The following is a 24,627-nucleotide window of genomic DNA, read 5'->3' as shown; positions in this document are numbered from 1 at the left end:
GCGCGCAACAGTCAGCTTTGTTGACCTTTTGCATCGGAGGCCGTGATGTCCCAAGACAAGATCAAGATCGCCATCAATGGATTTGGCCGTATTGGACGGACGTTGTTGCGCATTTTGATGCGCGACAGGTCAGAGTTTGAACTGGTGCTGATCAACGAGATCGAACCGTTGGAGACCTGCGCCTATTTGTTTCAATACGACAGCGTGTATGGGCCGTGGCCGGGGCATGTGTCGGCGGGGGATCAGCGGCTGGTGGTCGATGGTCACAGCATTCCGTTTCATGCCGAACGTGACATTCGGGCGCTGGACCTGAGCGGCATTGATCTGGTGCTGGAATGCACTGGCATGGGCGGCAAACGCGCAATGGCCGAGCGTGGGCTGGAAGCCGGGGCCAAGGCGGTGTTGGTGTCTGGGCCCTCTGCCGAGGCCGATATCACACTGGTGATGGGCGCAAACGATGAGATGCTGCGCGATGAGCTGATCATTTCAAACGCGTCTTGCACCACCAATGCGCTGGCCCCGCTGGCGCGGGTGCTGGATGAGGCTTTTGGCCTGATCAGTGGGCAGATGACAACGGTGCACTGCTATACCGGCAGCCAGCCGACGGTAGACAAACCGCGCGCCGCACTGGAACGTAGCAGGGCAGCGGCGATGTCGATGGTGCCGACAACCACAAGCGCGCAGCATCAGACGGGGCTGGTTTTGCCGCACCTGAAAGGCCGGATTGAAGCGCGAGCCATTCGGGTGCCGACGGCAAGCGTGTCGGCCATCGACCTGACAGTGCAAACACGCGATAAGGTGACTGAGGGGGCGGTGAACGAAGTGCTACGTGCCGCCGCGGCGGCGAGCCCAGTGTTTGGCTGGATCGAGATGCCGCTGGTCAGTTCCGACCTACGCGCGCGGCCCGAATCCCTGATCATCAGTGGGCCCGAAACATCCGTGTCCACCGGCGGGCTGTGCCGGGTGTTTGGTTGGTATGACAATGAATGGGGCTTTTCCTGCCGGATGCTGGACATGGCGGAGAAGATCGCACGGCGGGGGTGATGTTTATGACCGGGGCGACAGAATGACTTGGTCTGCTTAGCGGACAATACTGCCGTCCGCGCAATGTCCGATTTAGGCGAAACATGATTGGTTTAGGTTCCCGGAAAGAGCTTGTTAAACTCCTCCGCTCCATTTCGTGAGAACGTCACTACCCGCGATTTCTGATCTCGTTTGGCCCAGTGCATTTCCTCGAATCGACTGAGAAATGCGCGGCCCAGACTCCCTGCCAAATGGGACCTGCGCTCACTCCAGTCAAGGCATTCTCGGCAAACCGGCGCACGTGCTTTGCGTAAGCTCTCGATGTCGATTTCGAAATCTGTTGCGAAGGCAGCACCTGTCTTGGTCAGTTCAAGTTCGTCGCCGAGCAGAACCAAATGCCCTTGTTCCACGAGGCTATCAAACATCTGAGTGCCCATATCTCCGGCCAGATGATTATAGCAGACCCGGGCTAGCCGCAGTTCAGCGTCTCTCGGGCCCGTCCGTTTGCGCAAATATCCCGACCCCGCCGCAAGTCCCATTAGACTCTCTAGTACGTGCGCCACATCGTCGCTCGCGAGCGTGAAGTATTTGTGCCGCCCCTGCTTTCGAGGACGCAACAGTCCACCATCGTCCAGCTTCGAAAGATGCGAGCTGGCCGTCTGGATCGTCACTCCCGCTTCTTCCGCCAGCTCACTGACAGTTAAGGCTTTGCCGCTCATCAGCGCGGTCAGCATGTTGGCGCGAGCAGGGTCGCCGATCAAAGCGGCAATATGAGCTATATCCGGGCCTTCTTTCATAGTTCGACCTTAATCGAAGCATAGGGGGAGAGCAAACAATTAGGATCGAAAAACACACTAGAAGGAGTTCTACATGCTGGCCTGCGTCATCCGCTACCAAATCGACCCGACAAAGAAGGCACAATTCGAAGAGTATTGTCGCAACTGGGGCCGGGTGATACCGCGCTGTGGCGCTGAACTGATCGGCTACTACGCGCCGCACGAGGGGTCATCGACGCTCGCTTATGGCATCTACAACGTAGCGAGCCTTAAAGACTATGAGGCCTACCGGACACGCTTGGCCGCCGACCCTATTGGGCGAGAAAACTACGAGTTCGCCCAAAGGGAGAAATTTCTGCTTCGCGAAGACCGTACATGGCTCAAACTCGCTTCTGCACCACACGGAGACAGCGCATGATAGCCATCATTTTCGAAGTAGTACCAGCAGAAGGCCGCAAAGATGAGTACTTTGATTTAGCTGCTGAGATGCGCCCGATGCTTGATAACATAGAGGGCTTCGTCTCGGTCGAGCGGTACCAGAGCCTTACTGACCCGCGCAAATTCCTGTCTTTGTCGTTCTTCGAAGATGAAGACGCTGTTGCGCGCTGGCGATGCCTCACCGCCCATCGAGGCGCTCAAACGAAAGGGCGCGCCGGGATATTTGACAACTACCGCCTGCGGATCGCCAGCGTAATCCGGGATTATGGTATGTTTGATCGAGAGCAGGCTCCTGCTGACAGCCGGAAGACACACGCGACATGAGTTCGATACCCTCCTGCCAAAAAGATAACGGGTTCAGCATCTTCAACGCTTCGACCAGCATCGAAACGATGGGGCTGTTTTATTGATAAGTATCACCCAAAGAATCAAACTAGATGGATAAAACACATGATTGTCATGGTATTTGAGTTCGACGTTGAAGCACATGAAATGGACGATTACATGCAAACGTCAACGAATTTGCGCGAACACCTGAACGGCATTGAAGGGTTCATTTCAATAGAACGTTTTGAAAACCCCACCAAACCCGGCAGGTTTGTCGCCATCGGTTACTTCGAAGATGAAGATGCCGTAACCAAATGGCGAAATCTTCCTGTGCACCGTCGTGCGCAAGCGCTTGGCCGGTCCCGCTTCTTCAATAGCTACCGTTTGGTAATGGCTGACGTTACCCGCGACTACACACACGACCTAAGGCGAGAATCCGCGCCAGACGACAGCATCAAAGCCCATCGAGGCTGAGAATCCTGTCAGCGTTCTCTCGGACGCTGGTTTTCTCGTTCTTGCGTGCCAAGAGGTTGTTGCAATTGGACCCAAGCAAGATGCGCCAAGGCAACTCGGCTTGAGTAAACCGGTCATTCGCGGCAACCCGACTAATGTACAGATGGGCTCTAAGTGGACAATGGATAAGTGGCGCTGCCCGGTGTCGCTACGCTCCTTGATCCCCGGCAAGGAGGCTCCGCTTTCTAGTGGCTACTTACAAATGGGCAGTTTGTACGGTTTCGGCTCGGGCAGGGATTGGCGCCATGAATTGATGATGGGCTGGAGCTGCTTCTTGGGCCAGAATTTTGGCGCACCGATGGCTTTTAGGCAGGCGGCATTCCAGTAAAGCCCGGCCTTGGCTGGGGACTTTCCGCGTTTCACAGCCTTTGCGACGGCGTTGATGTCTTTCGATTCTGGATAGATGTAGAGGGTCGTCGGGTTGTTCTCGACCAGTGCGAGGATCTCTTTGGAGGCGTTTCTGGACCATGTTGTGCAGCCGTTGCTGCGGCCAGAGGTATAATCAACCAGTCTGCCGTAGGGCGTGTAGCCGTCTTCGTCGGCATAGGGGCTTTGCGGGTTCTTGAAGCGACATTGCCACTTCAGAAACATGGCGCGGTGTCCGCCGATGGCGCGTTCGCGGGCGTTGCTGGTTTCGCCTTCGCCGTCGAACAAAAGGAACGTGCGGTGAAACGGTTTTCGTGTGCCAGAGCTGGAGTAATACCCCTTGAAGGAGGTGCGGAATTCCGCCGTGACATAGGAGCCGCCGGCGGTCAATTTTGACCCTTCGGCGTTGCTGAAGTTTCTGGCGCATTGCCGCCCGTTGGCAAAGTTGGCGCGTTGCAATTTGCGCCCGTTTCCATACCCGGATGAGACCGCTTTGAAGGATCGCTTGTTCTCGCAAATTACGTAAAACCGTGCTTTGGCGCTGCCGTTCGAGGAGGCGCTTGGGCGTGTCGCATCCATGGCAAGGTAGCAGGGGTTTTTGATAGCGCCTGATCGCAGTTTCTTCTGGTACAAGGCGCGGGCCCGTTCAAGGACAACGGGGGCGATCTGATCGTTGCCTGTTCCCACATGTTTTTGCAACCAAGAGGGAATGCCGGATGAGAGCGCAGAGGCTTGACTTGGAAAAGTTATACTCAACGCAACGATTGCCATTGCCGCGACGGCGCACTGGCGTAACTTCAAAATCATTGAAGGGTCTCCTGCTGCTATGCCTCGGGGCCATCATAGCAGAAAACGCGCAGAAAACACAGCCGTACCAGATTGCTTGAGAGCGTCTGCATCCATCAACCGCAAGGTTGCAGTAAATGAGGTGCTGCGCGCAGTCGTCGTGGTCAGACAGATGTTTGGATAGAGCGAGATGTCATTCGTGAATTCCGAACTGCGGGCGTGGCCCGAGTCTTTGACCGGGGCGACATGTTGAATTGGTCCGCTTTGCGGACAAAGTTACCTTCGGTGCGTTGTGTAAAGTTTGCAAAATGGACTTAGAACCATCAATCAGGAATTTGTGTCCCTGAGCCAACTTGTAACATTCACTACTACGAAGTCCGCCAACCCATCTTCAGATGAGACTACTTTTCCAATAACATGCTCGATATTTGTGATCTCATTTTTTAACCACCCTGTTGCGGCGAATGCGTCGTCATCACCAAAGTCAACTGTCTTTAACTGGGTGATAAGATCAGAGTTGGGGCGACCAACATTCTCGAACTGCTCAAGTAGAACCGGATTATATTCGTGGTTAAATCCCGGGTAGACAGCGATGGTCAATCGACATACCTGAGCCGCTACAGCTTCCTCGGGTACTTTCGCAAAAAATAGAGCGACGGCTTGAATTTCTCTGGCACTAAATTTCCAATTGAGTCCACCTTTATCGCTGCTTTTTCGATTTCTGGTGTCTCCAATCATCTCAATTTCTCTGCGGGCCTTCGCTATCGAAACTCGCCTAAGACGAATACAATCGAAATTCCTGCCGAATCTTGAGGGCTGGCTAGATGTTAGCCCTTGCCATTCATTTACAGCACCACGCCAACGGTCATCTTTATCTTCGAATGCCTCAACTGGCGGCCAAGTGGACTGGTTCATCCAAGCATAATTGCTTTGAGTAGCAACGGTGTTGCGTAATTCTTGTATTTCAATTGGCCAATCTTGAGCGATGTTTAACACTATTTCCACGGCGTCTCGTGCGGAAAGCAGGTTTCGATCCTCTTCTGCTTTTGCACCAACAATGGCCAGACACAAAAACACAATTTGAAATGTAAGCAGCTTCATGGATGTCACTCTCGTAATTGTTTACAGCTTTTATTGTCAGAGGTAGAGCAAATACAACTGCATACAGACAAATGTATATGTCCCCTTTGGGCTCAAAGCGGACAGTGGATAGGTGGCGCTGCTCGGGGCGCTTTGCGCTTGGTTCCGGACTAAGGAACGATCTTGGCGAATGTGTTGAAAAACAAAACCCCGCCAGAGGGCGGGGCTTTGCGGTTTGTATTGATCTAAGCCTTATCCGGCGATCAGGCCCATTTGTTCGAGCTTGAGGATTACTTGGTGGGCGCAGTTGTCGACTTCGACGTTCTCAGTCTCGACGCTCAGTTCAGGGTTCGTGGGCACATCGTAGGGGTCGGAGATGCCAGTGAACTCTTTGATTTTACCTTCGCGGGCCAGTTTATACAGGCCTTTGCGGTCGCGGCGTTCGCATTCTTCGATGGTGGTGGCAACGTGCACTTCAACAAAGGCGCCAAAGTCTTCGACGTCTTCACGTACCGCGCGACGGGTTGTGGCATAGGGTGCGATGGGCGCACAGATGGCGATGCCGCCGTTCTTGGTGATTTCCGATGCGACATAGCCAATGCGGCGAATGTTCAGATCGCGGTGCTCTTTTGAGAAGCCCAGCTCGGAGCTGAGGTTTTTACGCACGATATCACCATCAAGCAGCGTGACCGGGCGGCCACCCATTTCCATCAGCTTGACCATCAAAGCATTGGCAATGGTGGATTTACCTGAGCCGGAGAAGCCAGTGAAGAACACGGTGAAACCCTGCTTGGAGCGCGCGGGTTTGGTCCGGCGCAGTTCTTTAACCACCTCGGGAAAGCTAAACCATTCAGGGATTTCCAGACCTTCCGACAGGCGGCGGCGCAGTTCGGTGCCCGAGATGTTGAGGATGGTGACATCGTCTTTGTCTTTGATTTCATCCATCGGCTCGTATTGGGCGCGTTCCTGAACCCAGACCATGTGTTTGAAGTCGAGCATTTCGATGCCGATTTCTTCTTCATGCTGGCGGAATAGATCCTGCGCATCATAGGGGCCGTAAAAGTCCTCACCAGCCGAGTTTTTACCGGGGCCAGCATGGTCGCGACCGACGATGAAATGGGTGCAGCCGTGGTTTTTGCGGATCAAGCCGTGCCAGACCGCCTCGCGGGGGCCAGCCATGCGCATGGCAAGGTTCAGCAGGCTCATGGAGGTGGTGGAGGATGGGTATTGATCCAGCACCGCCTCGTAACAGCGCACACGCGTGAAGTGATCAACATCGCCGGGTTTGGTCATGCCAACTACCGGGTGGATCAACAGGTTGGCTTGTGCCTCTTTCGCGGCGCGGAAGGTCAGTTCCTGGTGGGCGCGGTGTAGCGGATTACGGGTCTGGAAGGCCACAACCTTGCGCCAGCCCAACTTGCGGAAGTAAGCGCGCAGTTCGTTTGGTGTGTCACGACGGGCGCGGAAATCATAGTGAACCGGTTGTTGGATGCCAACGATTGGCCCGCCGAGGTAAATCTTGCCAGCAGTGTTGTGCAGGTAGTTGACGGCAGGGTGGGCGTCGTCATCTGCGCCAAAGACCTTTTCAGCCTCGTGGGCTTTGTTTGGCTCCCAGCGGTCAGTGACGGTCATGGTTGCCAGAATGACGCCTTCTTGGTCGCGCAGGGCGATGTCTTGACCCAATTCGATGCTGCTCGCGAAGTCCTCAGAGACATCAAGAGTGATCGGCATTGGCCAAAGCGTGCCGTCAGCCAGGCGCATGTTGTCGACGACGCCGTGGTAATCTTCCTCAGATAGGAAACCCTTGAGCGGGTTGAAACCACCGTTCATCAGCAATTCCAGATCACAGATCTGGCGAGGTGACAGATCGTGACTGGTTAAATCGGCCGCTTCGACCTTTAGTTTCTGGGCGCTGTCATAAGAGACGAAAAGCTCGGGGATGGGGGCAAGATTATTTTGCACGAGTCTGGTCCTAGATTTGAGCGGCTCAAGGCCACTGGTGGTGCCGGTCAGTTCAGCATGAAGCGCGTCATATTCGGCAAATTTTCGGGTGAGAAACTGATCGGTGAGGCGGAGCTTTTCCGCCGCGCCGCGTGATGTCAGGGTGTAGGTGTAACGCTGGCGTTTGTCGGTGCCTGCGCGGTCGCTGATGGTAACCAACTTGGACTCGGTTGCCGCGCGCAAAAGCGCGTTAAGGCGGCCAAGGGAAATTCCAAGGGCCGATGCGGAAGCACGCTGCGACGCTTCCGGCGCCAGTTCCAACTGACGCAGGAGGCGGAAGAGTTGATCCTCTTCCTGTAATAGCGATTTTTCAGACGCGGTGGTCATGGGGCGACTCAATATGTGTTCAAGAGTGAACGCATTGCATGAATTTACACCAAAGGCAAAGAAAAAAGAAACACGCCGAGAGGTTTTCTCGACGTGCTTCAATTGCAATAGGGATGTCGTTGGTGGGGCGGGGTGGTTAATCCTGCTCGGCCAGGAACCGTTCGGCGTCCAGTGCGGCCATGCAGCCCATGCCGGCAGAGGTGACGGCTTGACGGTAGGTGTGGTCGGTCAGGTCGCCGGCGGCAAACAGGCCGGGGACCGAGGTGCGGGTGCTGCCGGCTTCGACCTTGACGTAGTCGCCGTGGTGCATCTCGACTTTGCCTTTGACCAGCTCGCTGGCGGGGGCGTGGCCAATGGCGATGAAAACGCCCTTACAGGGGATCTCGGAAACCTCATTGGTTTGGTTGTTGCGTACGCGCACGCCGGTGACACCTTTGGGCATGTCGTCACCCAGTACTTCTTCAAGTTCGTGGAACCAGAGCGGCTCGATCTTGGGGTGTTTGAGCAGGCGATCTTCAAGAATTTTTTCTGAACGCAGCTCATCGCGGCGGTGGATGAGGGTCACCTTGCTGGCGAAGTTGGTCAGGAAAAGCGCCTCTTCCACAGCTGTGTTACCGCCGCCGATGACAACGATTTCGTCGCCACGATAAAAGAACCCGTCACAGGTGGCGCAAGCCGAGACGCCGAAGCCTTTGAAGGCTTCCTCGGACGGCAAGCCCAGCCATTTGGCGCGCGCACCAGTACACAGGATGACCGCATCAGCGGTGTAGACTGTGCCGCTGTCGCCTTTGGCCACAAAGGGGCGGCTTTCTGTATCGAGCTCAGTAATGATGTCACCGATGATTTCGCAACCCATCGCCTTAGCGTGGGCTTCCATGCGGACCATCAGATCGGGACCTTGCACCTCGGTATCGCCGGGCCAGTTTTCGACCTCGGTTGTTGTGGTCAGCTGACCACCGGGTTCAATCCCCTGTACCAAGATGGGTTCCAACATCGCGCGGCTGGCATAGACGCCCGCAGTGTACCCAGCAGGACCGGAGCCGATGATCAGGGTTTTGGTGTGACGGGTCTCGGACATGGGGGCCTCATTGTGACGGACATCTGTAAAAGTTGACCTGATATAGACATGGATGGCCGGGCTTGAAACCCCTCTTGAGCGGGTTTGGATTGAACGTTTTGTGACGGCTGCGAATTGAAGCGCAAGAAGCGTTGTGCCGATGGGTGTGATATGCTTGTCTGCACGCAGAGGAGATCGAAGATGCGCATTTTGAAAAAGCTACTTGTTGGAGGGCTGGCGCTGGTTGTGGTGCTGGCGATTGTCGGAATGCTTTTGCCACGTGAAGTCGCGGTCGAGCGCAGTATTGTGATCGATGCGCCTGCGTCAGAGATTTATCCGCATGTCAGCAATCTGAAGGCGACAACAGCTTGGTCGCCGTGGTTGGGGCAGGATCCTGAAACTAAGCTTACCTTTAATGAGGTTGAGGCTGGTGTTGGAGCGGTGATGGAATGGGCGTCAGAGAACCGCAATGTTGGCAGCGGATATATGGAGATTGTCGAGGCGGTTGAGAATGAAGCCGTCTCTGTGGCGTTGGATTTTGGCGACATGGGAACTGCGAAAGCCGGTTGGACGTTTGATGAGGTTGACGGTCAAACCACCGCGACATGGGGCATGGTTGCCGATATGGGTGCAGGACCGATTGGCCGTTGGATGGGGTTGAAGATGGATGATTGGGTTGGTGCCGATTACGAGCGAGGCTTGCAGAACCTGAAAGCATTGGTTGAAGGCGGATAAGCAACGCATGCCAATGACAGTTCTGAAAATTGAGACGCGTGGTCAGGGGCTATATGAGTTCACTGAACGTGTGCGGCAATGGCTTAATACCGAGCCAGTGGCTGAAGGGCTGCTGACACTGTTTATCAGGCATACCTCTGCCAGCCTGTTGATACAGGAAAATGCGGATCCGGAGGTGAAGACCGATCTGCGCAACTATTTTGGCCGACTTGTCCCACCCACCACTGATCCATCGATGTCTTATCTGACGCATACCTACGAGGGGCCCGATGACATGCCAGCGCATATCAAGGCGTCAATGCTGCCTGAAAGCCTGCAGATCCCGGTGAGTGACGGGCAGATGGTGTTGGGGACATGGCAAGGCATTTATGTGTTTGAGCATCGCGACGCCTCGCATTTGCGAGAGGTCGTCGCGCATTTGGCAGGGAGTTGAGCATGTTTGAAACGGCGGATGGATGGGTTGCAGCTCACCAGAAGGATTTGTCAGATTGGTGTGCGACCATTTTTGACTACGCTGAACCGGCGTGGCGTGAGTACCGATCAGCTGAGTGGTATGTAAGCCGTTTGCGCGCCGAGGGCTTTACCGTTGAGGAAGGCTCGGGCGGGATGCCGACGGCGTTTTGCGCGGAATGGTCCAATGGTGATGGGCCTACGGTTGGTATGTATGCAGAATACGATGCCGTTCCGGGCAACTGCCAGGCTCCACGCCCGGAGCGCGCGCCACGTGAGGGGCTGGGGTATCTGGCCGCCGGGCATACCGACCCGCATTCAGGGTTGGGTATTGGGGCCTTGGGTGGGTTACTGGCAACCAAGGCCGCAATGGAGAAACATGGCATCAAAGGCGGGTTACGGTTTACGGGTGAGCCCGCGGAGAAGGTGCGTGGCTCCAAACCTATCCATGCCGCCAAAGGATATTATGACGGGCTGGCGGCGATGTTGTCGTTTCATCCGTTCTATATGCTGCCGCTGTGCAACACGGTGCGCTGGGATACGCAGTGCGGCGCAGCCTATTCGATGATTTACCGGTTCCGCTGTGAGATGCCGGAAACATGGGGTGCACAGGATGGTGCGCCGATCCCACAAAGCCACTCGGACGTGCGCGCGCCGGGGGCAAATGACGCGCTGATGCTGATGTATCAAACCGCGAGGAATTTGCGCGATAGCATGCTGCCGCATCGCGGCGGCTGGTCTGTGTCCGAGGCGATTTTAGGCATGGGGCAGGCGACGGCAGATAACCTGCCCGCAGTGCAAGCCGATATTCAATATATGATCCGGGTGCCGGATCTGGCGATGGCAGAGCGGATCAGTGGAGAGCTGGACCGGGTTGCTAACTCTGTCGCGAGCATGACTGGCTGTCGCGTTGAAAAGCACTGGGTTTGCAAATCGCGACCAGGTTTGACCAATCACGCGATGGCCTCGGTTGTGTGGGAAAACCTGCAGGCGGTTGGCGCGCCAACATGGGATGCGGCGGCATTGGATCTGGCGCGGCAAGTGCAGGAGGCTTGCGGCAAAGGCGGGGCGGAAAACCCGTTGATTGACGCCTGTACGCAGATGATTTCCCCTCAAGAGGCAGAGCGCGAATTGCGGCAATCTTTGCCACCAGAGCAATTGAATTCCACTTCGGACGATTACACTGACATGAGTTGGCATGCGCCGACGGCGCGGTTTTATATTGCGCGGCCTGCGTTAAGGGGTGGACCATACCCGGCCTGGGCGATGAATGCGCTGGGCGGGATACCGCAGTTGATTGACCCGATGGTATCGACAGCGGCGCGGGTCTTGGCGCGATCGGCCCTGCGGGTGCTGACAGATGAAGGTGTTCGGCAGGCCGCTTGGGATGAGTTCGAGCAACGGACCGGAGGTGGCGTTGGTGGCGACAATTGGATCGCACCCTTGTGTGATTACGAGGCCCCGCTGGAGTTTGCCTGGCCTGAATATGTTGAGACTAAACGGGGACGGCACTGGCATTTACCGGGGTAATTTTCCCAATTTCCGTCAGGATGTAGGGGGTTAAATTCCCCTCTACCCAAAACCTTGCGGCTCCCCTATAGTGGCTGTGGATAAGTGGGCTTAAGCCCCATTGGGATGCAGGCAGATTAGAAAAGGGGACTGGCTCATGCGCTGCCCGTTTTGCGGAAATATTGATACACAGGTGAAAGATTCACGCCCGGCAGAGGATCACGTTTCGATCCGGCGTCGGCGGTTTTGCCCGGCCTGTGGTGGGCGGTTTACCACCTATGAACGGGTGCAGCTGCGCGACTTGGTTGTGGTGAAATCCAACGGACGCCGCGAAGATTTTGATCGTGACAAGCTGGAACGTTCCATTCGCATCGCCCTGCAAAAACGGCCCGTCGAACCAGAGCGTATTGATCAAATGATCTCGGGTATCGTGCGCCGGTTGGAAAGCCTTGGCGAGACCGATATTCAATCGAAAAACGTCGGTGAGATTGTCATGGAAAGTCTCGCACGGATTGATACCGTGGCCTATGTGCGCTTTGCCAGTGTTTACAAAAACTTTCAGGCGGCGGATGACTTTGACAAGTTCGTCAGCGAGTTGCGGCCAGACTCTGTCACAGACAATTCCGAAGAAGAGTGACTCAGAACGATCAACGTTATATGGCGCTTGCCCTGTCATTGGGGCGGCGCGGACAAGGCAATTGCTGGCCCAATCCGGCAGTTGGCTGCGTTCTTGTGCGCGATGGGCGGATTGTTGGGCGCGGTTGGACCCAGCCCGGTGGCCGACCGCATGCGGAACGTGTCGCGTTGGATCAGGCGGGCGATGCTGCGCACGGTGCGACGGCTTATGTCACGTTGGAGCCCTGTGCGCATCATGGGCAAACGCCCCCCTGTGCTGAAGGGTTGATTGCTGCGGGAATTGCACGAGTTGTCGTGGCCGTCGAAGACACAGACCCGCGTGTCGCGGGGCAGGGTTTTGCCATGCTGCGCGCGGCTGGGATTGTGGTGGAAACTGGATTGCTTTCGGATGTGGCGAGCGATGACCTTGCGGGGTTTTTGCGTCGGGCAGAGACGGGGCGGCCTTGGGTGACACTGAAGCTTGCCACGTCTTTCGACGGGCGGATTGCAACCGCAACTGGGCATAGCCAGTGGATCACCGGGCCTGAGGCACGGCGCACGGTGCATGCCATGCGCGCGGGTCATGATGCGGTGATGGTGGGTGGTGGCACAGTACGGGCAGATGATCCGTCACTGACGGTACGCGACATGGGGGTGACCCAACAACCGGTTCGGGTGGTGATTTCGCGCCGGTTGGATCTGCCGTTGATGTCGCAACTGGCTCGTACTGCTCATGAGGTGCCACTTTGGCTGTGTCATGGTGCCGATGCCGATATTGCACTGGTTGAGGCATGGGAAGGGATCGGGGCCAAATTGTTGCCCTGTGCCATACACGGTGCGCAACTGGATATGGGGTCAGTTTTGACCATGCTGGCTGAACAAGGGCTGACGCGGGTGTTTTGCGAAGGTGGTGGCGCGATTGCTGCGTCACTGCTGTCTGAGGATCTGGTCGATGAATTGGTCGGCTTCACCGCAGGGATAGCGATTGGGGCCGAAGGCCTGCCCGCCATTGGCGCGCTTGGTCTGTCAACGCTGGAAGGGGCTAATCGGCTTGCCCTGATTGAGATCCGCGCGGTTGGTGCCGACATATTGCACCGGTGGCGGCGGGTCTAATACCCGCCACGCTATTCGTGCTTAGTCACGCGTGCCAGAGAACTTGCTCTGCCACTCCTCCCGCTGATCATCAGTGATTTTAGCAAACAAAACCTCTGGCACCTCAAACGCGTGGCCTGCTGTCAAAGTGTTCAGGGCTGCGGCCGCATCATCTGGCCAAGCATCATCGTCAGTTTTCATTGATTTCAGCATCGCGGCACTGGCGTCGGGAATAAATGGCGCGGACAGCACCGCGTACAGCCGGATGAGGTTCAGGGCCAGACGGATTTGTGCAGCGGCGGCGTCTGGGTCTGTTTTGAAAGTGGACCACGGCGCGGCTTCTTGCAGGTATTCATTGCCGGCAACCCAGATGGCACGTAGGGCACCCGCAGACTTGCGGACTTCCATGGCTTCCATGTGGGATTCATAAGCGCGGATTTTTTCGGACAGGTCCGTGATCAATGCCTCTTCGCGTGTGCCAAATGCGCCACCGGCGGGAACTTCCTCGCCAAACTTGGAGCGGCAGAACTTGGTGACGCGGCTGACAAAGTTGCCCAACACGTCGGCCAGATCTTTGTTCACGCTGGCCTGGAAATTCTCCCAGGTGAATTCGCTGTCTGAGCTTTCCGGCGCATGCGACAGCAGCCACCAGCGCCAATAATCAGACGGCAGGATTTCAAGCGCCTGATCCATGAATACGCCGCGCCCGCGCGAGGTGGAGAACTGCCCACCGTCATAGTTCAGGTAGTTGAAGGATTTGATGTAATCGACCAATTTCCAAGGCTCGCCTGAGCCTAGAATGGTGCAGGGAAAGCTGAGCGTATGGAAGGGCACGTTATCCTTGCCCATGAACTGGGTGTAGGTCACGTCATCCGCACCCTTGTCGGTGCGCCACCAGCGGGCCCAATCAGTGCCTTTGCCGGCGTCTTCCCATTCCTGCGCGCAGGCGATGTATTCGATGGGGGCATCGAACCAGACGTAAAAGACTTTGCCTTCCATACCGGGCCAGTCTTGGTCACCTTTTTTGACGGGCACACCCCAGTCCAGATCACGGGTGATGCCACGGTCTTGTAGACCGTCACCATCGTTCAGCCATTTCTTGGCGATGGAGGTGGTCAGAATGGGCCAATCGGTTTTGCTGTCGATCCATGCCTCAAGCTGATCTTTCATCTTGGATTGACACAGATAGAGGTGCTTGGTGTCGCGCATTTCCAGATCGGTGGAACCTGACACGGTGGAGCGTGGGTTGATCAGATCAACTGGGTCGAGCTGTTTGGTACAGTTATCGCACTGGTCGCCGCGCGCGCTCTCAAACCCGCAGTTCGGGCAGGTGCCCTCGATGTAGCGGTCAGGGAGGAAGCGGCCATCGGCGTGGCTGTACATCTGGGTCTCATTCACTTCACGAATGAGGCCTGCGTCTTCCAAACGTGCCGCGAAATGCTGGGTCAGCTTGCGGTTTTGCTCAGACGAGGAGCGCCCAAAGTGGTCAAAGCTGAGGCGGAAACCGTTGGCGATCTTGTTCTGCACTTCCCACATTTCGGCGCAGTATTCGGCGACGGGCTTGTCGGCCTTAGCAGCAGCCAATTCGGCGGGTGTGCCGTGTTCGTCCGTGGCACACAGAAACATCACCTCGTGCCCACGCCCGCGCAGATACCGAGCATAAAGGTCCGCTGGCAACTGACTGCCAACAAGGTTGCCCAGATGTTTGATCCCGTTGATGTAGGGAATGGCGGAGGTGATGAGATGCCGAGCCATGGGATGATGCCTTTGAATCTGTTTCACGACCCCTTTAACGCGCTGTGGACTGCAGGGCCAGAGGGTAGGAGTAAGGAATATTGGGATTGAGGTTTTAGGCTGCTTTAGCCTGTGCTGTACGTCTGCCAAAAATCGCCTGACCGGCGATGGCAGTCAGGACGATGATCCCGCCGATGACCTCGGGTGATGACATTGCTTCACTGACAAAAAGCCAGACCCAGATCGGGCCAAGGACGCTTTCGAGCAGAACCAGCAGGCTGACCTCGGCGGCGGGCACATAGGGTGTGCCCCAAGTGACAAAGCCGACGCCGATGCCAATGGTAAAACCGCCCATGAACAGGCTGAGCCAGAGATCGTATTGAGAGACGCCTAGGCCGGTGCCGAGCAGCAGCGCGCAAATGATGCCGATACCGATACAGAAAACACCGCCCATGAAGGTGCCGCCCAGCACATCAGTTTTGCGCGAACGACGGGCCAGTGTCAGCATCAGGGCAAAGGCAGCGGCAGAGATAAAGGCATAGAAATTGCCGAGCGAACGGCCTTGGGTCGCGCCATCCTGTACCATGAGGCCAACACCGATGATCGCCAAGCCCATGGCAACGAGGGTGATCTTGGTTGGGCGTTCGCCTAGCCAGGCCCAAGCCATCAATGCCGCGTATAGTGGGGAGATGGACAGGATGAAGAGGGCTGAAGCCACGGATGTGTTAAGCATCGCAAAGACGTAAGTGGTGAAGGCCACCGAGAGGGCGAGGCCCATGGTAATATCATTGCGATCAAGGCTGTGTAGGAACTTGAAAGGTGATGTCTTGCGCTTGAGGCACGCCATTGTTGCGATCATGCCTGCAAGTGCGACGGAGCGATAGGTGAGGATTTGAAAGCCATCGGCGCTGTCGATCAGGCGCATTGTCAGCCCTACAAAGCTCATGAACGTAGCGCCCAACAGGATAATGGCTGTGGCTTGGCTCTTGGTCATTTCTTGTCGTGTTCTTCCGGAGGCTCATCGCGCGTGGAGCTTGTCAGGCGACCGATGGTAAAGCTGGTGCGCGGCGACCAGACATAGCGGGTGCGATCCCCGCGTGTAGGGCGGGCGCGCATCCGGCTGAGGCCAAAGATGATCAACAGGCCGTGGCCCACTGCGATCATGGCAAACATGGCGGGAGGGCCGAACGCCTCGATCAGGTTGGAGGCCAGTAGAGGTGAGGCGATGGCACCGACGGCGTAGTAAAACATTAAGGCGGCGGATAGCTCCACCCGTTGACTGCTGTCGGCGAAGTCGTTGGCGTGGGCGGCTGAGACTGAATAAATCGGGAAAGATGTGAGGCCGAAGAAGAATGCGGTCAGAAGTACGCCTGTGGTGCTGAGGTCATGCGACAGAGCGGTCAGGATGCAGCTGATGATTGCAGCAATGGACAGGCCGATCAACACTTTGCGGCGATCAAATTTATCGGCCAGCCAGCCAACAGGGTATTGCGCGAGCGCACCGCCCAAGACGAAAACAGCGAGGAAATAGGCGATCTGGCCGACTTCCAGTCCCACCTGTTGGCCGTAAAGCGGGCCAACCATGCGGAAGGTGGCGCTTGACAGGGCGGCGACAACCACACCCGCGGCGGCGAGTGGAGAGCATTGCCATGCCAGCATGGGACGCAGGCGGGGGGCCTTGGGCACCGAAGGCGGGCTGGCGCGGGTCAGGATCAGGGGCAGGATTGCAGCGCAACAAAACAGGGTGAGAATGTTGTAGGAAACATAATGTGCTGGCGCGAGAACCGAGATCAGCATTTGCGCCATCAGGGATGCGCCCATGTCGACGATGCGGAACATCCCCAAAGTGCGGCCGCGGTTGTCGTTGGTGACTTTGGCGTTGAGCCAGGATTCAACCACCGTATAGCATCCAGCCACACACAGCCCGCTGGCCATTCGCATTATGGCCCAGGCATAGGCATCGATAATCAGCATGTGCATGAGCAGGCCAAGCGCCCCAAGCGCATTGAAGGCCGCAAAGGAGCGTGAGTGGCCAATGGCCCCCATCAGGCGCGGTGCCCACCAACAGCCGATGAAAAAGCCCAAAAAGTGTGCGGAACCCAGCAAACCAATTTGTGCGTTTGTAAAATTCAGGGCAATGCCAGAAAGCGCATCCAGTGGGCCAACGCCGCCCGAAGACAATTGCATCAGGGCGATGGACAGGAAGAGGGCGGCAAAGGAGATCAGCGTGCGCATAATGAGTTAAGGATCGCAGGTCGGGATGTAATGGCCAGTGTTTATTCGACAAAGGCAGGTCGTTTTTAGCTTTCTTTATCGATCTGTGCCAAAATTCGCAGTGTAATCAAGTCCCCAACATAAGAGGGAAAGCCGCTTGCGCCGAAATCATGCCGGTTCACAGTGCCGGTGAGGAGGACAATCAGATTATCTTGGTTGTGAACTTTGGTGCCACTTTGACGATATAGCCCGGCATCAAGTGTGACATCCTGAGTGACGCCGCGGATGGTGAGTTTCCCGGCCATCTTTGCCTTGGCCAGAGTTCCGGTGATCTTGGTCGAAGTGAAAGTGATCTCTGGAAATTGCTTGGTGTGCAGGACCTGTGGCCCTTTCATCGCTTCGGTAGCAAAGACAAAGCCTGCTTTTGCGTCATGCGCGTTCAGCGTTACAGATACCTGACTAGCAGAGATATTGCGCAGATCGATGCGCATATCGGTTGATTTGACCGGCATCTGCCCCTGTTTCTCGGCGCCGCTGAATTCATAGCTGAAGCCGACTTTGGATTGTGCGCTATCCAACAGATAGATGTGCGGGGCGGCCTGCGCGGCTGGGGTGGTCAGTGCCAATAGGATCAGGCACAAAGAACGTGAAAGCATTTTGATCATGCGGGGGACAGTAGGGCGCAGGTGTCACACTGGCGAGTCACTGTTTGTCACGCTTTTGTAATATGGGTCACGAAAAGGGGCAGAATTCATGCAGATGAAACAATTGGGGCAGACCGATCTAAAGATCAGCAAGCTGTGCCTTGGGTCAATGACTTGGGGCACGCAAAACTCACAAGAAGAGGGCCATGCTCAGATCGATCGCGCATTGGAGCGGGGGATCAATTTTGTTGATACGGCTGAGATGTATCCGGTCAATCCGATTTCTGGTGAAACAACCGGGCGGACCGAAGAGATTATTGGCAATTGGTTTGCGGCGACCGGGCGGCGCAAGGATATGCTACTGGCATCGAAACATTCTGGTGCGGGGTTCAAGAATGCCCGTGATGGTGCGCCCATTTCCGGACAGACGATTGCGCAGGCGATTGAGGGGTCGCTGAAGCGATTGCAGACCGATTACATCGATTTGTATCAATTCCACTGGCCCAACCGGGGCAGTTATATGTTCCGACAGAACTGGCGCTATGATCCGTCCAGCCAGAACAAGACCGAGACATTGGACAATATGGCCGAATGCCTAGAGGCGCTGGAGCGTGAAGTGCAGCGCGGGACAATCCGGGCCTTTGGTCTGTCGAACGAATCTGCCTGGGGCACTGCGCAGTGGTTACGTTTGTCAAAGGCAGGGCATGGGCCACGTGTCGCGTCGATCCAGAATGAATATTCACTGATGTGCAGGATGTATGACACCGATCTAGCAGAGTTGAGCGTGAACGAAGATGTGGATCTTTTGGCATTTTCACCGCTTGCGGCGGGCTTCTTAACCGGGAAATATCAAAACGGTGCCGTGCCTGAGGGCTCGCGCATGTCGATTGTCAGTGATCTTGGCGGGCGTCGGACCGATCGCGCCTATGACGCAGTTCAAGCCTATCTGGAGATTGCTGAGCGGCATGGGCTGGAGCCGGTGCAAATGGCACTGGCCTGGGCGATGCAGCGACCCTTTATGGGGTCGGTCATTTTTGGAGCAACCACAATGGAGCAGCTGGATCTGGCGTTGGGCAGCGATGAGGTGTCACTGAGTGACGAGGTGTTGGGCGAGATTGATGAGGCCCATCGCGCCAATCCGATGCCGTACTAAAGGAGGGCCAAGCATGCCCAACAAAGACTATGCCATCACGATGGCCCGCTATAACCTGTGGCAAAACGAGGTATTGTTGGCGGCTGCCGATGAATTAAGTGAAGCGCAGCGTCAGCAGGATACAGGCCTGTTTTTCGGATCGATCCAACAAACATTGTCGCATCTGTTCTGGGGTGATTTAATCTGGATGAGCCGCTTTGCCGACACCCCCGCACCGGAGGTTGGGATTCCCGATTCAGTGAACCTGATCGAAGATTGGAAGACCTATGTGATTGAACGTAAAGCCTTTGATCAGACCATTCTGGAATGGGCAAAAAATGTTTCTGAGGCGTGGTTTGACGGCGATCTCAGCTGGTTTTCCGGTGCGATTGGGCGCGATATCACAAAACCGAAAAAGACATTGGTGATACAGCTCTTTAATCATCAAACGCATCATCGGGGCCAAGTTCATGGCGCGTTGACTGGGTTTGGGGTGAAAACCGATAACACGGATGTACCCTTTATGCCGGACCGGTATCTTCAGTTATAACGTCCGATTGGGATGTCTTCTCTTTAAGCGCAAGAAACGGGTCGAGCGTGAGGTGACCCTATGCGAGTACGAGTTATGGATACAAATACAACACCGACGATTAACCTGACCTCTGGCCTTATGTTGCTGGCGCTTGCCGCAGTATGGGGCGGGTCGTTTTTCTTTGCCGAGATAGCCTTGCGCGAAGTCCCACCCCTGACCATCACGCTGCACCGCGTGTTTTGGGCCGTGCCGTTTTTGCTGCTGGTGGTCTGGTGGAAGGGGATCGCTCTGCCCACCGCACCAAAAACATGGCTGTGTTATCTGGTCATGGGCGGATTGAATAACGCGATCCCCTTTTCGCTGATCTTCTGGGGGCAGACGCAGATCGAAAGCGGCCTTGCATCGATTCTAAACGGCACAACGGCGGTCTTTGGTGCGGTTGTGGCTGGGTTGCTGCTGGTGGATGAACCCCTGACACCGCGCAAAATTGTCGGTGCGATCTTTGGTGTCATCGGCGTGGGGGTCATCATGGGGCTGGATGCGCTGACCAATTTTGACCCGCGCAATCTGGCGCAATTGGCCATTTTGGGTGCTGCACTCTCCTATGCACTTGCCAGTGTCTGGGCCAAGCGGACGCTGGCCGGGCAGCCACCACTGATGAATGCGCTGGGCATGGTGATGGGCAGCACTGTTTTGATGATCCCGATTGTGTTTTGGGTCGATGGTGTGCCTGCTTTTAATCTGTCTAGTGGTGTCTGGGCGTCGCTTTTTGGACTGGCGGCTCTGTCGACGGTGCTGGCGTATATATTGTACTTTGCCATTTTGGTACGTGCAGGTAGCGCCAACCTGATGCTGGTGACCCTAATGATCCCACCGTTTTCCATCGGCTTGGGCGTGGCGTTTCTGGGTGAGCGACTGGGGCCTGAGGCCTGGGTCGGGTTTGGCCTGATCGCGCTGGGGCTAGCGGTAACTGACGGGCGATTGTTTGGCAGGTTGAAGAAAAGCCGCACAGCCTAGCGCGCCGCCCGCAGGCTGCGAATATGATCTGGGAGGGTGCGAGCGCCAACATGGGCCTCGCGCACCAGATGATCAAAGTGGGCGGTCAGGCTTTGCACGCGTTCAGTGTCGCGAAACACCATGTAGGACTGGCCAATGTAAACAGCTGCCAAGAGTGGTCCGAAAATGGTAATCGGGGCAGAGTATAATCTTCGGGCGTCGTATAGATAGAGCCGCAGGCTGGGATAGAGCTGCTCAGTCGCTTCCAGAAAATGTTCGATCTGAGCTTCGCGAATCTCAGTGGGCAGACCGGAATAATACCCCTCGCCGTGAATCAACGATTGCACCTCATAGAGCGGCAGCGCGATTTCATAATCTGAATTGGTCTGACGCATCCATGCCATGCGGTCTTCGGATGCGCCGATGGCTTGATCCGCGCTGCGCCCCAAATGCGGCGCATATTCCCATTCCAGCATATCGCGGGTTTTTAACATATCGGGCAGGCCAGCCGGGACATGACGGATTTTGTACCCCGCAGCCTCTTGGTGCCAGGCAAAGATTTGTTCATCGACCAAAGCGCGCTGTGCTTTCGTCAACGTCAGGGAATGGGCCAGAATGTCCGCCGCAGTTTCAGACCTGTCGGTCAATCCCAGTAACCAATCGGCGGAAACCCCAAGTGTTGAGGCGCATTCCCCGATGATTTGCGCATTGGGCAAGCGTGCGCCTTGGTCCTTAAGAAGCTGTGAAATGGTTGAACGATCAACACCGATGGCACGGGCCAAAGCGCTTTGATTACTGCCGCGATCGCGGATTGCCTCGGCCAGGCGGGTGCGGAATTGGGCGGCACGGTGCCGCTTGTCGATTTTATAGCTCATATGGTGATAATAATCACATATGCTGAAAAATGTTAACTGTTATCGGAATGCCTCGACGACATTTTCTATAGTAACATTTTCGTGAAATTCATCATGAGGTACGGGAATGGAGACGCAACGGCGCACGTTGGTGAAAGCGATTGTGTGGAACGTGATGGGGTTGATGATGATGGCCCTAGTTGGGCTGGTCATGACCGGATCAATGATGGTCGGCGGAGCGATGGCCATTGTGAATACCCTGATCGGGCTGTGCTGTTATTTTGCTTATGAACGTGTCTGGGCGAAAATCTCCTGGGGGCGGATGCATGGCTGAGCCGATGACGAAGGCCCGTTTAGTGGAATGGCCGACTTTGCTGTTGTTGGTGGTGTGTTATCTGGGATGGAGTGTTGCAACCACATGGCTGGCGGCGCTGTGGCTGCCGCTGGGCATCGCGGCGACGATCATTTTTGTCGCCTTGCATTCATCACTGACGCATGAAGCGCTGCATGGGCATCCCTTTCGCAGCAAGGCTTTGAACGAATTTCTGGTTTTTCCTTGTCTGGGGTTGGCCATTCCCTACCAGCGATTTCGCGATCTGCATCTGGATCATCATCGCGACTCACTGTTGACGGATCCTTATGATGACCCGGAATCCAATTTCTTTGATCCCGAAACATGGGCGACGCTTCCACGTTGGGGGCAGTTGATTTTGCAATTCAACAACACGCTCTTGGGGCGGTTGACCGTCGGACCACTGGTTGGGCAATATGCCTTTATGCGCGCAGATTGGCGGGCGGCCAAGGCGGGGAATATCGCGGCACGTAATGGCTGGTTGTGGCAAATACCGGCAATTGTTCCTGTACTGTTATGGGTGGCCAGTTCACCAATGCCAATCTGGGCCTATTTTCTGAGCTGTTATGTTGCGCTATCGATCCTTAAAATCCGCACCTTTTTGGAACACCGTGCACACGAACGCGCCAGCGGTCGCACCGTGGTGATCGAGGACAAAGGTCCGTTGTCTTGGATTTTTCTGAACAACAACTTGCACGTGGTACATCACATGCACCCCAATGTGGCCTGGTATGATCTGCCGGGGGTCTACGAAGGAGATCGTGAGAAATACCTGCGGCGCAATGATGGCTATCGCTATGGGTCATATGCCGAGATATTCAGGAAGTATTTTTTCAAGGCCAAAGACCCGGTACCGCATCCCATGTGGTCAAGGATTGAGCCGCGAGACTGATTTCGGCGCGGTCCCCCCTGAAGTATTTGTGAAGAGATGATCGGCTGCTCTGGTCAAGCCTTTGAAAGCTGGGCATGAAGGCCGGATGGAAGTATGGATTATCCTTTCGGTTGCGGCAGCCGCGTTTCAGACGTTGCGCTTTATGTTGCAAAAATCGCTAAGCATGGGGGTACTGTCCTCTGGTGGGGCGACATTTGCGCGGTTTGCTTATTCCGCACCCTTTGCCGCGACAGTGGCCGTTGGGTATGTGATCTGGTCCGGGGCCGGGGTGCCGGATTTGTCAGCGCGATTTTGGCTGTTTGTTCTTAGCGGCGGTGTGGCGCAGATTTTGGCCACTTGGTGTGTGGTCGCGATCTTTGCCGAGCGCAATTTCGCAGTTGGTATTACGTTCAAGAAAACCGAAGTGATCCAAACTGCGCTTGTGGGGTTGGTTATCTTGGGTGATCGGATCAGCATGGCAGGGTTTTGCGCCATTCTGGTCGGATTGGTAGGCGTACTGGTCTTGTCTGACCCACCCGAGGGGGCCGGTAAATGGGCGGGCCGTTTGATGAACCGGGCGGCGGGCCTTGGTGTATTGTCAGGTGCATTTTTCGCAGTTTCAGCAGTGGGGTATCGTGGCGCAACGTTGGAGATTGCCAGCGATGACGCGCTTTTTCGTGCCGTTGTGTCGATTGCTGCGGTCACCGCGTCGCAAACCATTGGAATGTCATTTTGGCTACGTTGGCGCGAGCGCGGGCAGCTTGGCCGGGTTTGGGCCGCACGACACCAGGCGGTATGGATGGGCATCACCAGCATGCTTGGCAGCCTGTGTTGGTTCACAGCTTTTGCGTTGCAGAATGCGGCTTATGTGTTCGCGGTGGGGCAGGTCGAGGTGATCTTTTCCCTGCTGGCTTCGGTATTGTTTTTTCGGGAGAAAATCACCGCGCGTGAACTGGCGGGTATCGGCCTGCTGAGTGCCAGTATTGTGCTTCTCATCGTTTTTGGGTGAAGTTATTCGTCTGATTTCGGGCTATAGCCACGTAGGCGAATGAACAGGCTGGCCTCATCATCGTTTTTGAAAAATGGAACAGATGCGGGTGGTTGCGGATTGTGAGCAGTGATCTCAATCTCGGCTAGAACGACCTCGGTGATAAAGGGCAGATCAAAATCTCTGACCTGACTGAGGGGTACCCACTGCAGGTGCGACAGCTCATCGCTGGCGGCAGAAAAATCATCAAGATCACCTGCAAGCTGATCAGCATCTAACAGAAAGAACCGCGCATCAAAACGACGTGGTCGACCTGGCGGAGTGATCGCACGAAACACGAATTGGAGTGCATTTGCGGTGGGCACAAACCCGCGTGCGGCGTAGCTTTGCCAGTCTTCAGGGATGTCGCCAGACCAATTACCGGTTTGGCCAAGAATTAAACCGGTTTCTTCCCAAAGCTCACGAATGGCGGCAACGGCAAGGGCATGAGACAGATCTGTGGCGCTGTCTTCGCGTAGGCGGTCTGTGCAAAGAGAGGGCAATGATGTTGCAAGTGATATGTCCGCGTCACCTGCATCTACGGCCCCGCCGGGAAAAACAAACTTGGACGGCATAAACGCAGCTTTGGCACCGCGCTGACCCATCAGAACCTGAGGGTTGGTATGACGGTCACGCAATGCGATGATGGTAGCCGCATTGCGAATGGCGGTTTTATCGATGCTCATGATGCCCCTTGCCTGTTGTGGAGGGGGTCAGCGTCGTGTGTCGAACCCGTGCATGCGACGCGCCCATTGAAAGGCCACGACCGCCCCCTTCATTCTGGGCAGAAGGTATAGCGAGAGTGCGACACAGCCAATAGAGAATATCGTGAACATGGTCAGCGGGCTGGGACGAAAGTGGACAAATACGAAGTGCAGGATCGGAGCCAACAGGTGACCAACGATCAGAATGGTGAGATAGGCCGGGCCATCGTCGGCGCGTTGTGGGGATAGATCCTCGCGGCAGACTGTGCAAGTATCACGCACCTTGAGGTAGCCTTTGAACAGAGGGCCACTGCCACAATTAGGGCATTTGCGACGTAGACCTTTCATCAAGGCGGGGCGCAATTCGCGATCTTCAGTTGGTGCGTTTGTGATATCGGTCATGGGGGACTCATTAAATGTGCTGAACCCTAAATGGGGCAAAATCCCTTAAAATAAAAGGTTCAAAGCAAGG

General features: G+C 55.8%; 27 protein-coding genes. 15 read left to right on the top strand and 12 right to left on the bottom strand.

The genetic code is table 11. The features are described 5' to 3' along the window. The first annotated feature begins 45 nt into the window (after positions 1–45). The gene (locus D9A02_RS17455; protein ID WP_120502152.1) at positions 46–1,044 is read left to right on the top strand and encodes a type I glyceraldehyde-3-phosphate dehydrogenase; all 999 of its coding nucleotides are present in this window, start codon (positions 46–48) and stop codon (positions 1,042–1,044) included. Between the two features lie 92 nt (positions 1,045–1,136). Here D9A02_RS17455 and D9A02_RS17450 read toward each other — a convergent pair whose 3' ends face one another. After that, a complete protein-coding gene (locus D9A02_RS17450; RefSeq protein ID WP_120502151.1) occupies positions 1,137–1,820 on the bottom strand; it encodes a helix-turn-helix transcriptional regulator in 684 nt (227 codons plus the stop codon). 73 nt (positions 1,821–1,893) lie between these two features. Here D9A02_RS17450 and D9A02_RS17445 point away from each other — a divergent pair, with 73 nt between their 5' ends. From D9A02_RS17445 to D9A02_RS17435, 3 genes are all read left to right on the top strand, one after another. Further along, positions 1,894–2,217: an NIPSNAP family protein gene (locus tag D9A02_RS17445; protein ID WP_120502150.1), complete on the top strand. Its 324-nt coding sequence runs from the start codon at positions 1,894–1,896 to the stop codon at positions 2,215–2,217. After that, positions 2,214–2,561: an antibiotic biosynthesis monooxygenase gene (locus D9A02_RS17440; protein WP_120502149.1), complete on the top strand. Its 348-nt coding sequence runs from the start codon at positions 2,214–2,216 to the stop codon at positions 2,559–2,561. The genes D9A02_RS17445 and D9A02_RS17440 overlap by 4 nt, the downstream gene beginning before the upstream one ends. Before the next feature lie 126 nt (positions 2,562–2,687). Continuing rightward, positions 2,688–3,038, top strand: coding sequence for an antibiotic biosynthesis monooxygenase (locus D9A02_RS17435; RefSeq protein WP_120502148.1), 351 nt, complete (start codon positions 2,688–2,690; stop codon positions 3,036–3,038). 231 nt (positions 3,039–3,269) lie between these two features. On the opposite strand, the gene D9A02_RS17430 is transcribed toward D9A02_RS17435, so the two are convergent. The 4 genes from D9A02_RS17430 to trxB form a co-directional block, all read right to left on the bottom strand. Then, complete coding sequence (locus D9A02_RS17430; RefSeq protein WP_120502147.1) at positions 3,270–4,250, bottom strand: murein L,D-transpeptidase catalytic domain family protein; 981 nt, start codon at positions 4,248–4,250, stop codon at positions 3,270–3,272. 306 nt (positions 4,251–4,556) lie between these two features. Beyond that, a complete protein-coding gene (locus tag D9A02_RS17425; RefSeq protein ID WP_120502146.1) occupies positions 4,557–5,330 on the bottom strand; it encodes a hypothetical protein in 774 nt (257 codons plus the stop codon). 231 nt (positions 5,331–5,561) lie between these two features. Next, complete coding sequence (locus D9A02_RS17420; RefSeq protein ID WP_120502145.1) at positions 5,562–7,637, bottom strand: bifunctional sulfate adenylyltransferase/adenylylsulfate kinase; 2,076 nt, start codon at positions 7,635–7,637, stop codon at positions 5,562–5,564. Positions 7,638–7,773: 136 nt separating this feature from the next. Next, positions 7,774–8,715 (bottom strand): thioredoxin-disulfide reductase, encoded by a 942-nt coding sequence (gene trxB / locus D9A02_RS17415; protein ID WP_120502144.1) that lies wholly within the window; start codon positions 8,713–8,715, stop codon positions 7,774–7,776. Positions 8,716–8,895: 180 nt separating this feature from the next. On the opposite strand from trxB, the gene D9A02_RS17410 reads away from it, so the two are divergent. The 5 genes from D9A02_RS17410 (at position 8,896) to ribD (ending at position 13,116) form a co-directional block, all read left to right on the top strand. After that, positions 8,896–9,429 (top strand): SRPBCC family protein, encoded by a 534-nt coding sequence (locus D9A02_RS17410; protein WP_120502143.1) that lies wholly within the window; start codon positions 8,896–8,898, stop codon positions 9,427–9,429. A 7-nt stretch (positions 9,430–9,436) separates the two neighbouring features. After that, positions 9,437–9,862, top strand: coding sequence for a secondary thiamine-phosphate synthase enzyme YjbQ (locus D9A02_RS17405; RefSeq protein WP_120502142.1), 426 nt, complete (start codon positions 9,437–9,439; stop codon positions 9,860–9,862). A gap of 2 nt (positions 9,863–9,864) precedes the next feature. Then, positions 9,865–11,409, top strand: coding sequence for an amidohydrolase (locus tag D9A02_RS17400; RefSeq protein ID WP_120502141.1), 1,545 nt, complete (start codon positions 9,865–9,867; stop codon positions 11,407–11,409). A 136-nt stretch (positions 11,410–11,545) separates the two neighbouring features. Next, positions 11,546–12,025, top strand: coding sequence for a transcriptional regulator NrdR (nrdR, locus tag D9A02_RS17395; RefSeq protein ID WP_085804361.1), 480 nt, complete (start codon positions 11,546–11,548; stop codon positions 12,023–12,025). Continuing rightward, on the top strand, positions 12,022–13,116 hold the full coding sequence (gene ribD / locus D9A02_RS17390) for a bifunctional diaminohydroxyphosphoribosylaminopyrimidine deaminase/5-amino-6-(5-phosphoribosylamino)uracil reductase RibD (protein WP_120502140.1): 1,095 nt from the start codon (positions 12,022–12,024) through the stop codon (positions 13,114–13,116). Before nrdR ends, ribD begins: the two co-directional genes overlap by 4 nt. Positions 13,117–13,137: 21 nt before the next feature. Here the strand turns inward: ribD and metG are convergent, their stop codons facing one another. The 4 genes from metG to D9A02_RS17370 form a co-directional block, all read right to left on the bottom strand. After that, the gene (gene metG, locus D9A02_RS17385; protein ID WP_120502139.1) at positions 13,138–14,850 is read right to left on the bottom strand and encodes a methionine--tRNA ligase; all 1,713 of its coding nucleotides are present in this window, start codon (positions 14,848–14,850) and stop codon (positions 13,138–13,140) included. Positions 14,851–14,944: 94 nt separating this feature from the next. Then, positions 14,945–15,823 carry a DMT family transporter gene (locus D9A02_RS17380; RefSeq protein WP_120502138.1) on the bottom strand — a complete coding sequence of 293 codons (879 nt, stop codon included), beginning with the start codon at positions 15,821–15,823 and terminating at the stop codon, positions 14,945–14,947. Beyond that, complete coding sequence (locus tag D9A02_RS17375; protein ID WP_120502137.1) at positions 15,820–17,064, bottom strand: MFS transporter; 1,245 nt, start codon at positions 17,062–17,064, stop codon at positions 15,820–15,822. The genes D9A02_RS17380 and D9A02_RS17375 overlap by 4 nt, the downstream gene beginning before the upstream one ends. 65 nt (positions 17,065–17,129) lie before the next feature. Further along, positions 17,130–17,699 (bottom strand): YceI family protein, encoded by a 570-nt coding sequence (locus D9A02_RS17370; protein WP_254054665.1) that lies wholly within the window; start codon positions 17,697–17,699, stop codon positions 17,130–17,132. Between the two features lie 97 nt (positions 17,700–17,796). Here D9A02_RS17370 and D9A02_RS17365 point away from each other — a divergent pair, with 97 nt between their 5' ends. The 3 genes from D9A02_RS17365 (at position 17,797) to D9A02_RS17355 (ending at position 20,368) form a co-directional block, all read left to right on the top strand. After that, complete coding sequence (locus tag D9A02_RS17365) at positions 17,797–18,840, top strand: aldo/keto reductase (protein ID WP_120502135.1); 1,044 nt, start codon at positions 17,797–17,799, stop codon at positions 18,838–18,840. A 13-nt stretch (positions 18,841–18,853) separates the two neighbouring features. Next, positions 18,854–19,369: a DinB family protein gene (locus D9A02_RS17360; RefSeq protein WP_120502134.1), complete on the top strand. Its 516-nt coding sequence runs from the start codon at positions 18,854–18,856 to the stop codon at positions 19,367–19,369. A 75-nt stretch (positions 19,370–19,444) separates the two neighbouring features. Further along, positions 19,445–20,368: a DMT family transporter gene (locus D9A02_RS17355; protein WP_254054664.1), complete on the top strand. Its 924-nt coding sequence runs from the start codon at positions 19,445–19,447 to the stop codon at positions 20,366–20,368. On the opposite strand, the gene D9A02_RS17350 is transcribed toward D9A02_RS17355, so the two are convergent. Next, positions 20,365–21,222 carry a helix-turn-helix domain-containing protein gene (locus D9A02_RS17350; protein WP_120502133.1) on the bottom strand — a complete coding sequence of 286 codons (858 nt, stop codon included), beginning with the start codon at positions 21,220–21,222 and terminating at the stop codon, positions 20,365–20,367. The genes D9A02_RS17355 and D9A02_RS17350 overlap by 4 nt on opposite strands. A 106-nt stretch (positions 21,223–21,328) precedes the next feature. Here D9A02_RS17350 and D9A02_RS17345 point away from each other — a divergent pair, with 106 nt between their 5' ends. The 3 genes from D9A02_RS17345 to D9A02_RS17335 all read left to right on the top strand — a co-directional run bounded on the left by D9A02_RS17345 (position 21,329) and on the right by D9A02_RS17335 (position 23,433). Beyond that, positions 21,329–21,535 (top strand): DUF2061 domain-containing protein, encoded by a 207-nt coding sequence (locus D9A02_RS17345; protein WP_120502132.1) that lies wholly within the window; start codon positions 21,329–21,331, stop codon positions 21,533–21,535. Next, positions 21,528–22,445, top strand: coding sequence for a fatty acid desaturase (locus D9A02_RS17340; RefSeq protein ID WP_254054663.1), 918 nt, complete (start codon positions 21,528–21,530; stop codon positions 22,443–22,445). The genes D9A02_RS17345 and D9A02_RS17340 overlap by 8 nt, the downstream gene beginning before the upstream one ends. Positions 22,446–22,530: 85 nt before the next feature. Next, entirely contained in the window at positions 22,531–23,433 is a 903-nt protein-coding gene (locus D9A02_RS17335) for a DMT family transporter (protein ID WP_120502131.1), read from the top strand. A 2-nt stretch (positions 23,434–23,435) separates the two neighbouring features. On the opposite strand, the gene D9A02_RS17330 is transcribed toward D9A02_RS17335, so the two are convergent. Together D9A02_RS17330 and D9A02_RS17325 are read right to left on the bottom strand one after the other, a co-directional pair. Next, positions 23,436–24,137: an NUDIX hydrolase gene (locus D9A02_RS17330; RefSeq protein ID WP_120502130.1), complete on the bottom strand. Its 702-nt coding sequence runs from the start codon at positions 24,135–24,137 to the stop codon at positions 23,436–23,438. Between the two features lie 27 nt (positions 24,138–24,164). Beyond that, entirely contained in the window at positions 24,165–24,557 is a 393-nt protein-coding gene (locus D9A02_RS17325; RefSeq protein ID WP_120502129.1) for a DUF983 domain-containing protein, read from the bottom strand. Positions 24,558–24,627: the final 70 nt, after the last annotated feature.

The organism is Roseovarius sp. EL26 (assembly GCF_900327775.1).
In the GTDB taxonomy this organism is placed as follows: Bacteria; Pseudomonadota; Alphaproteobacteria; order Rhodobacterales; family Rhodobacteraceae; genus Roseovarius.
This window is presented reverse-complemented; position numbering and strand designations above follow the sequence as displayed.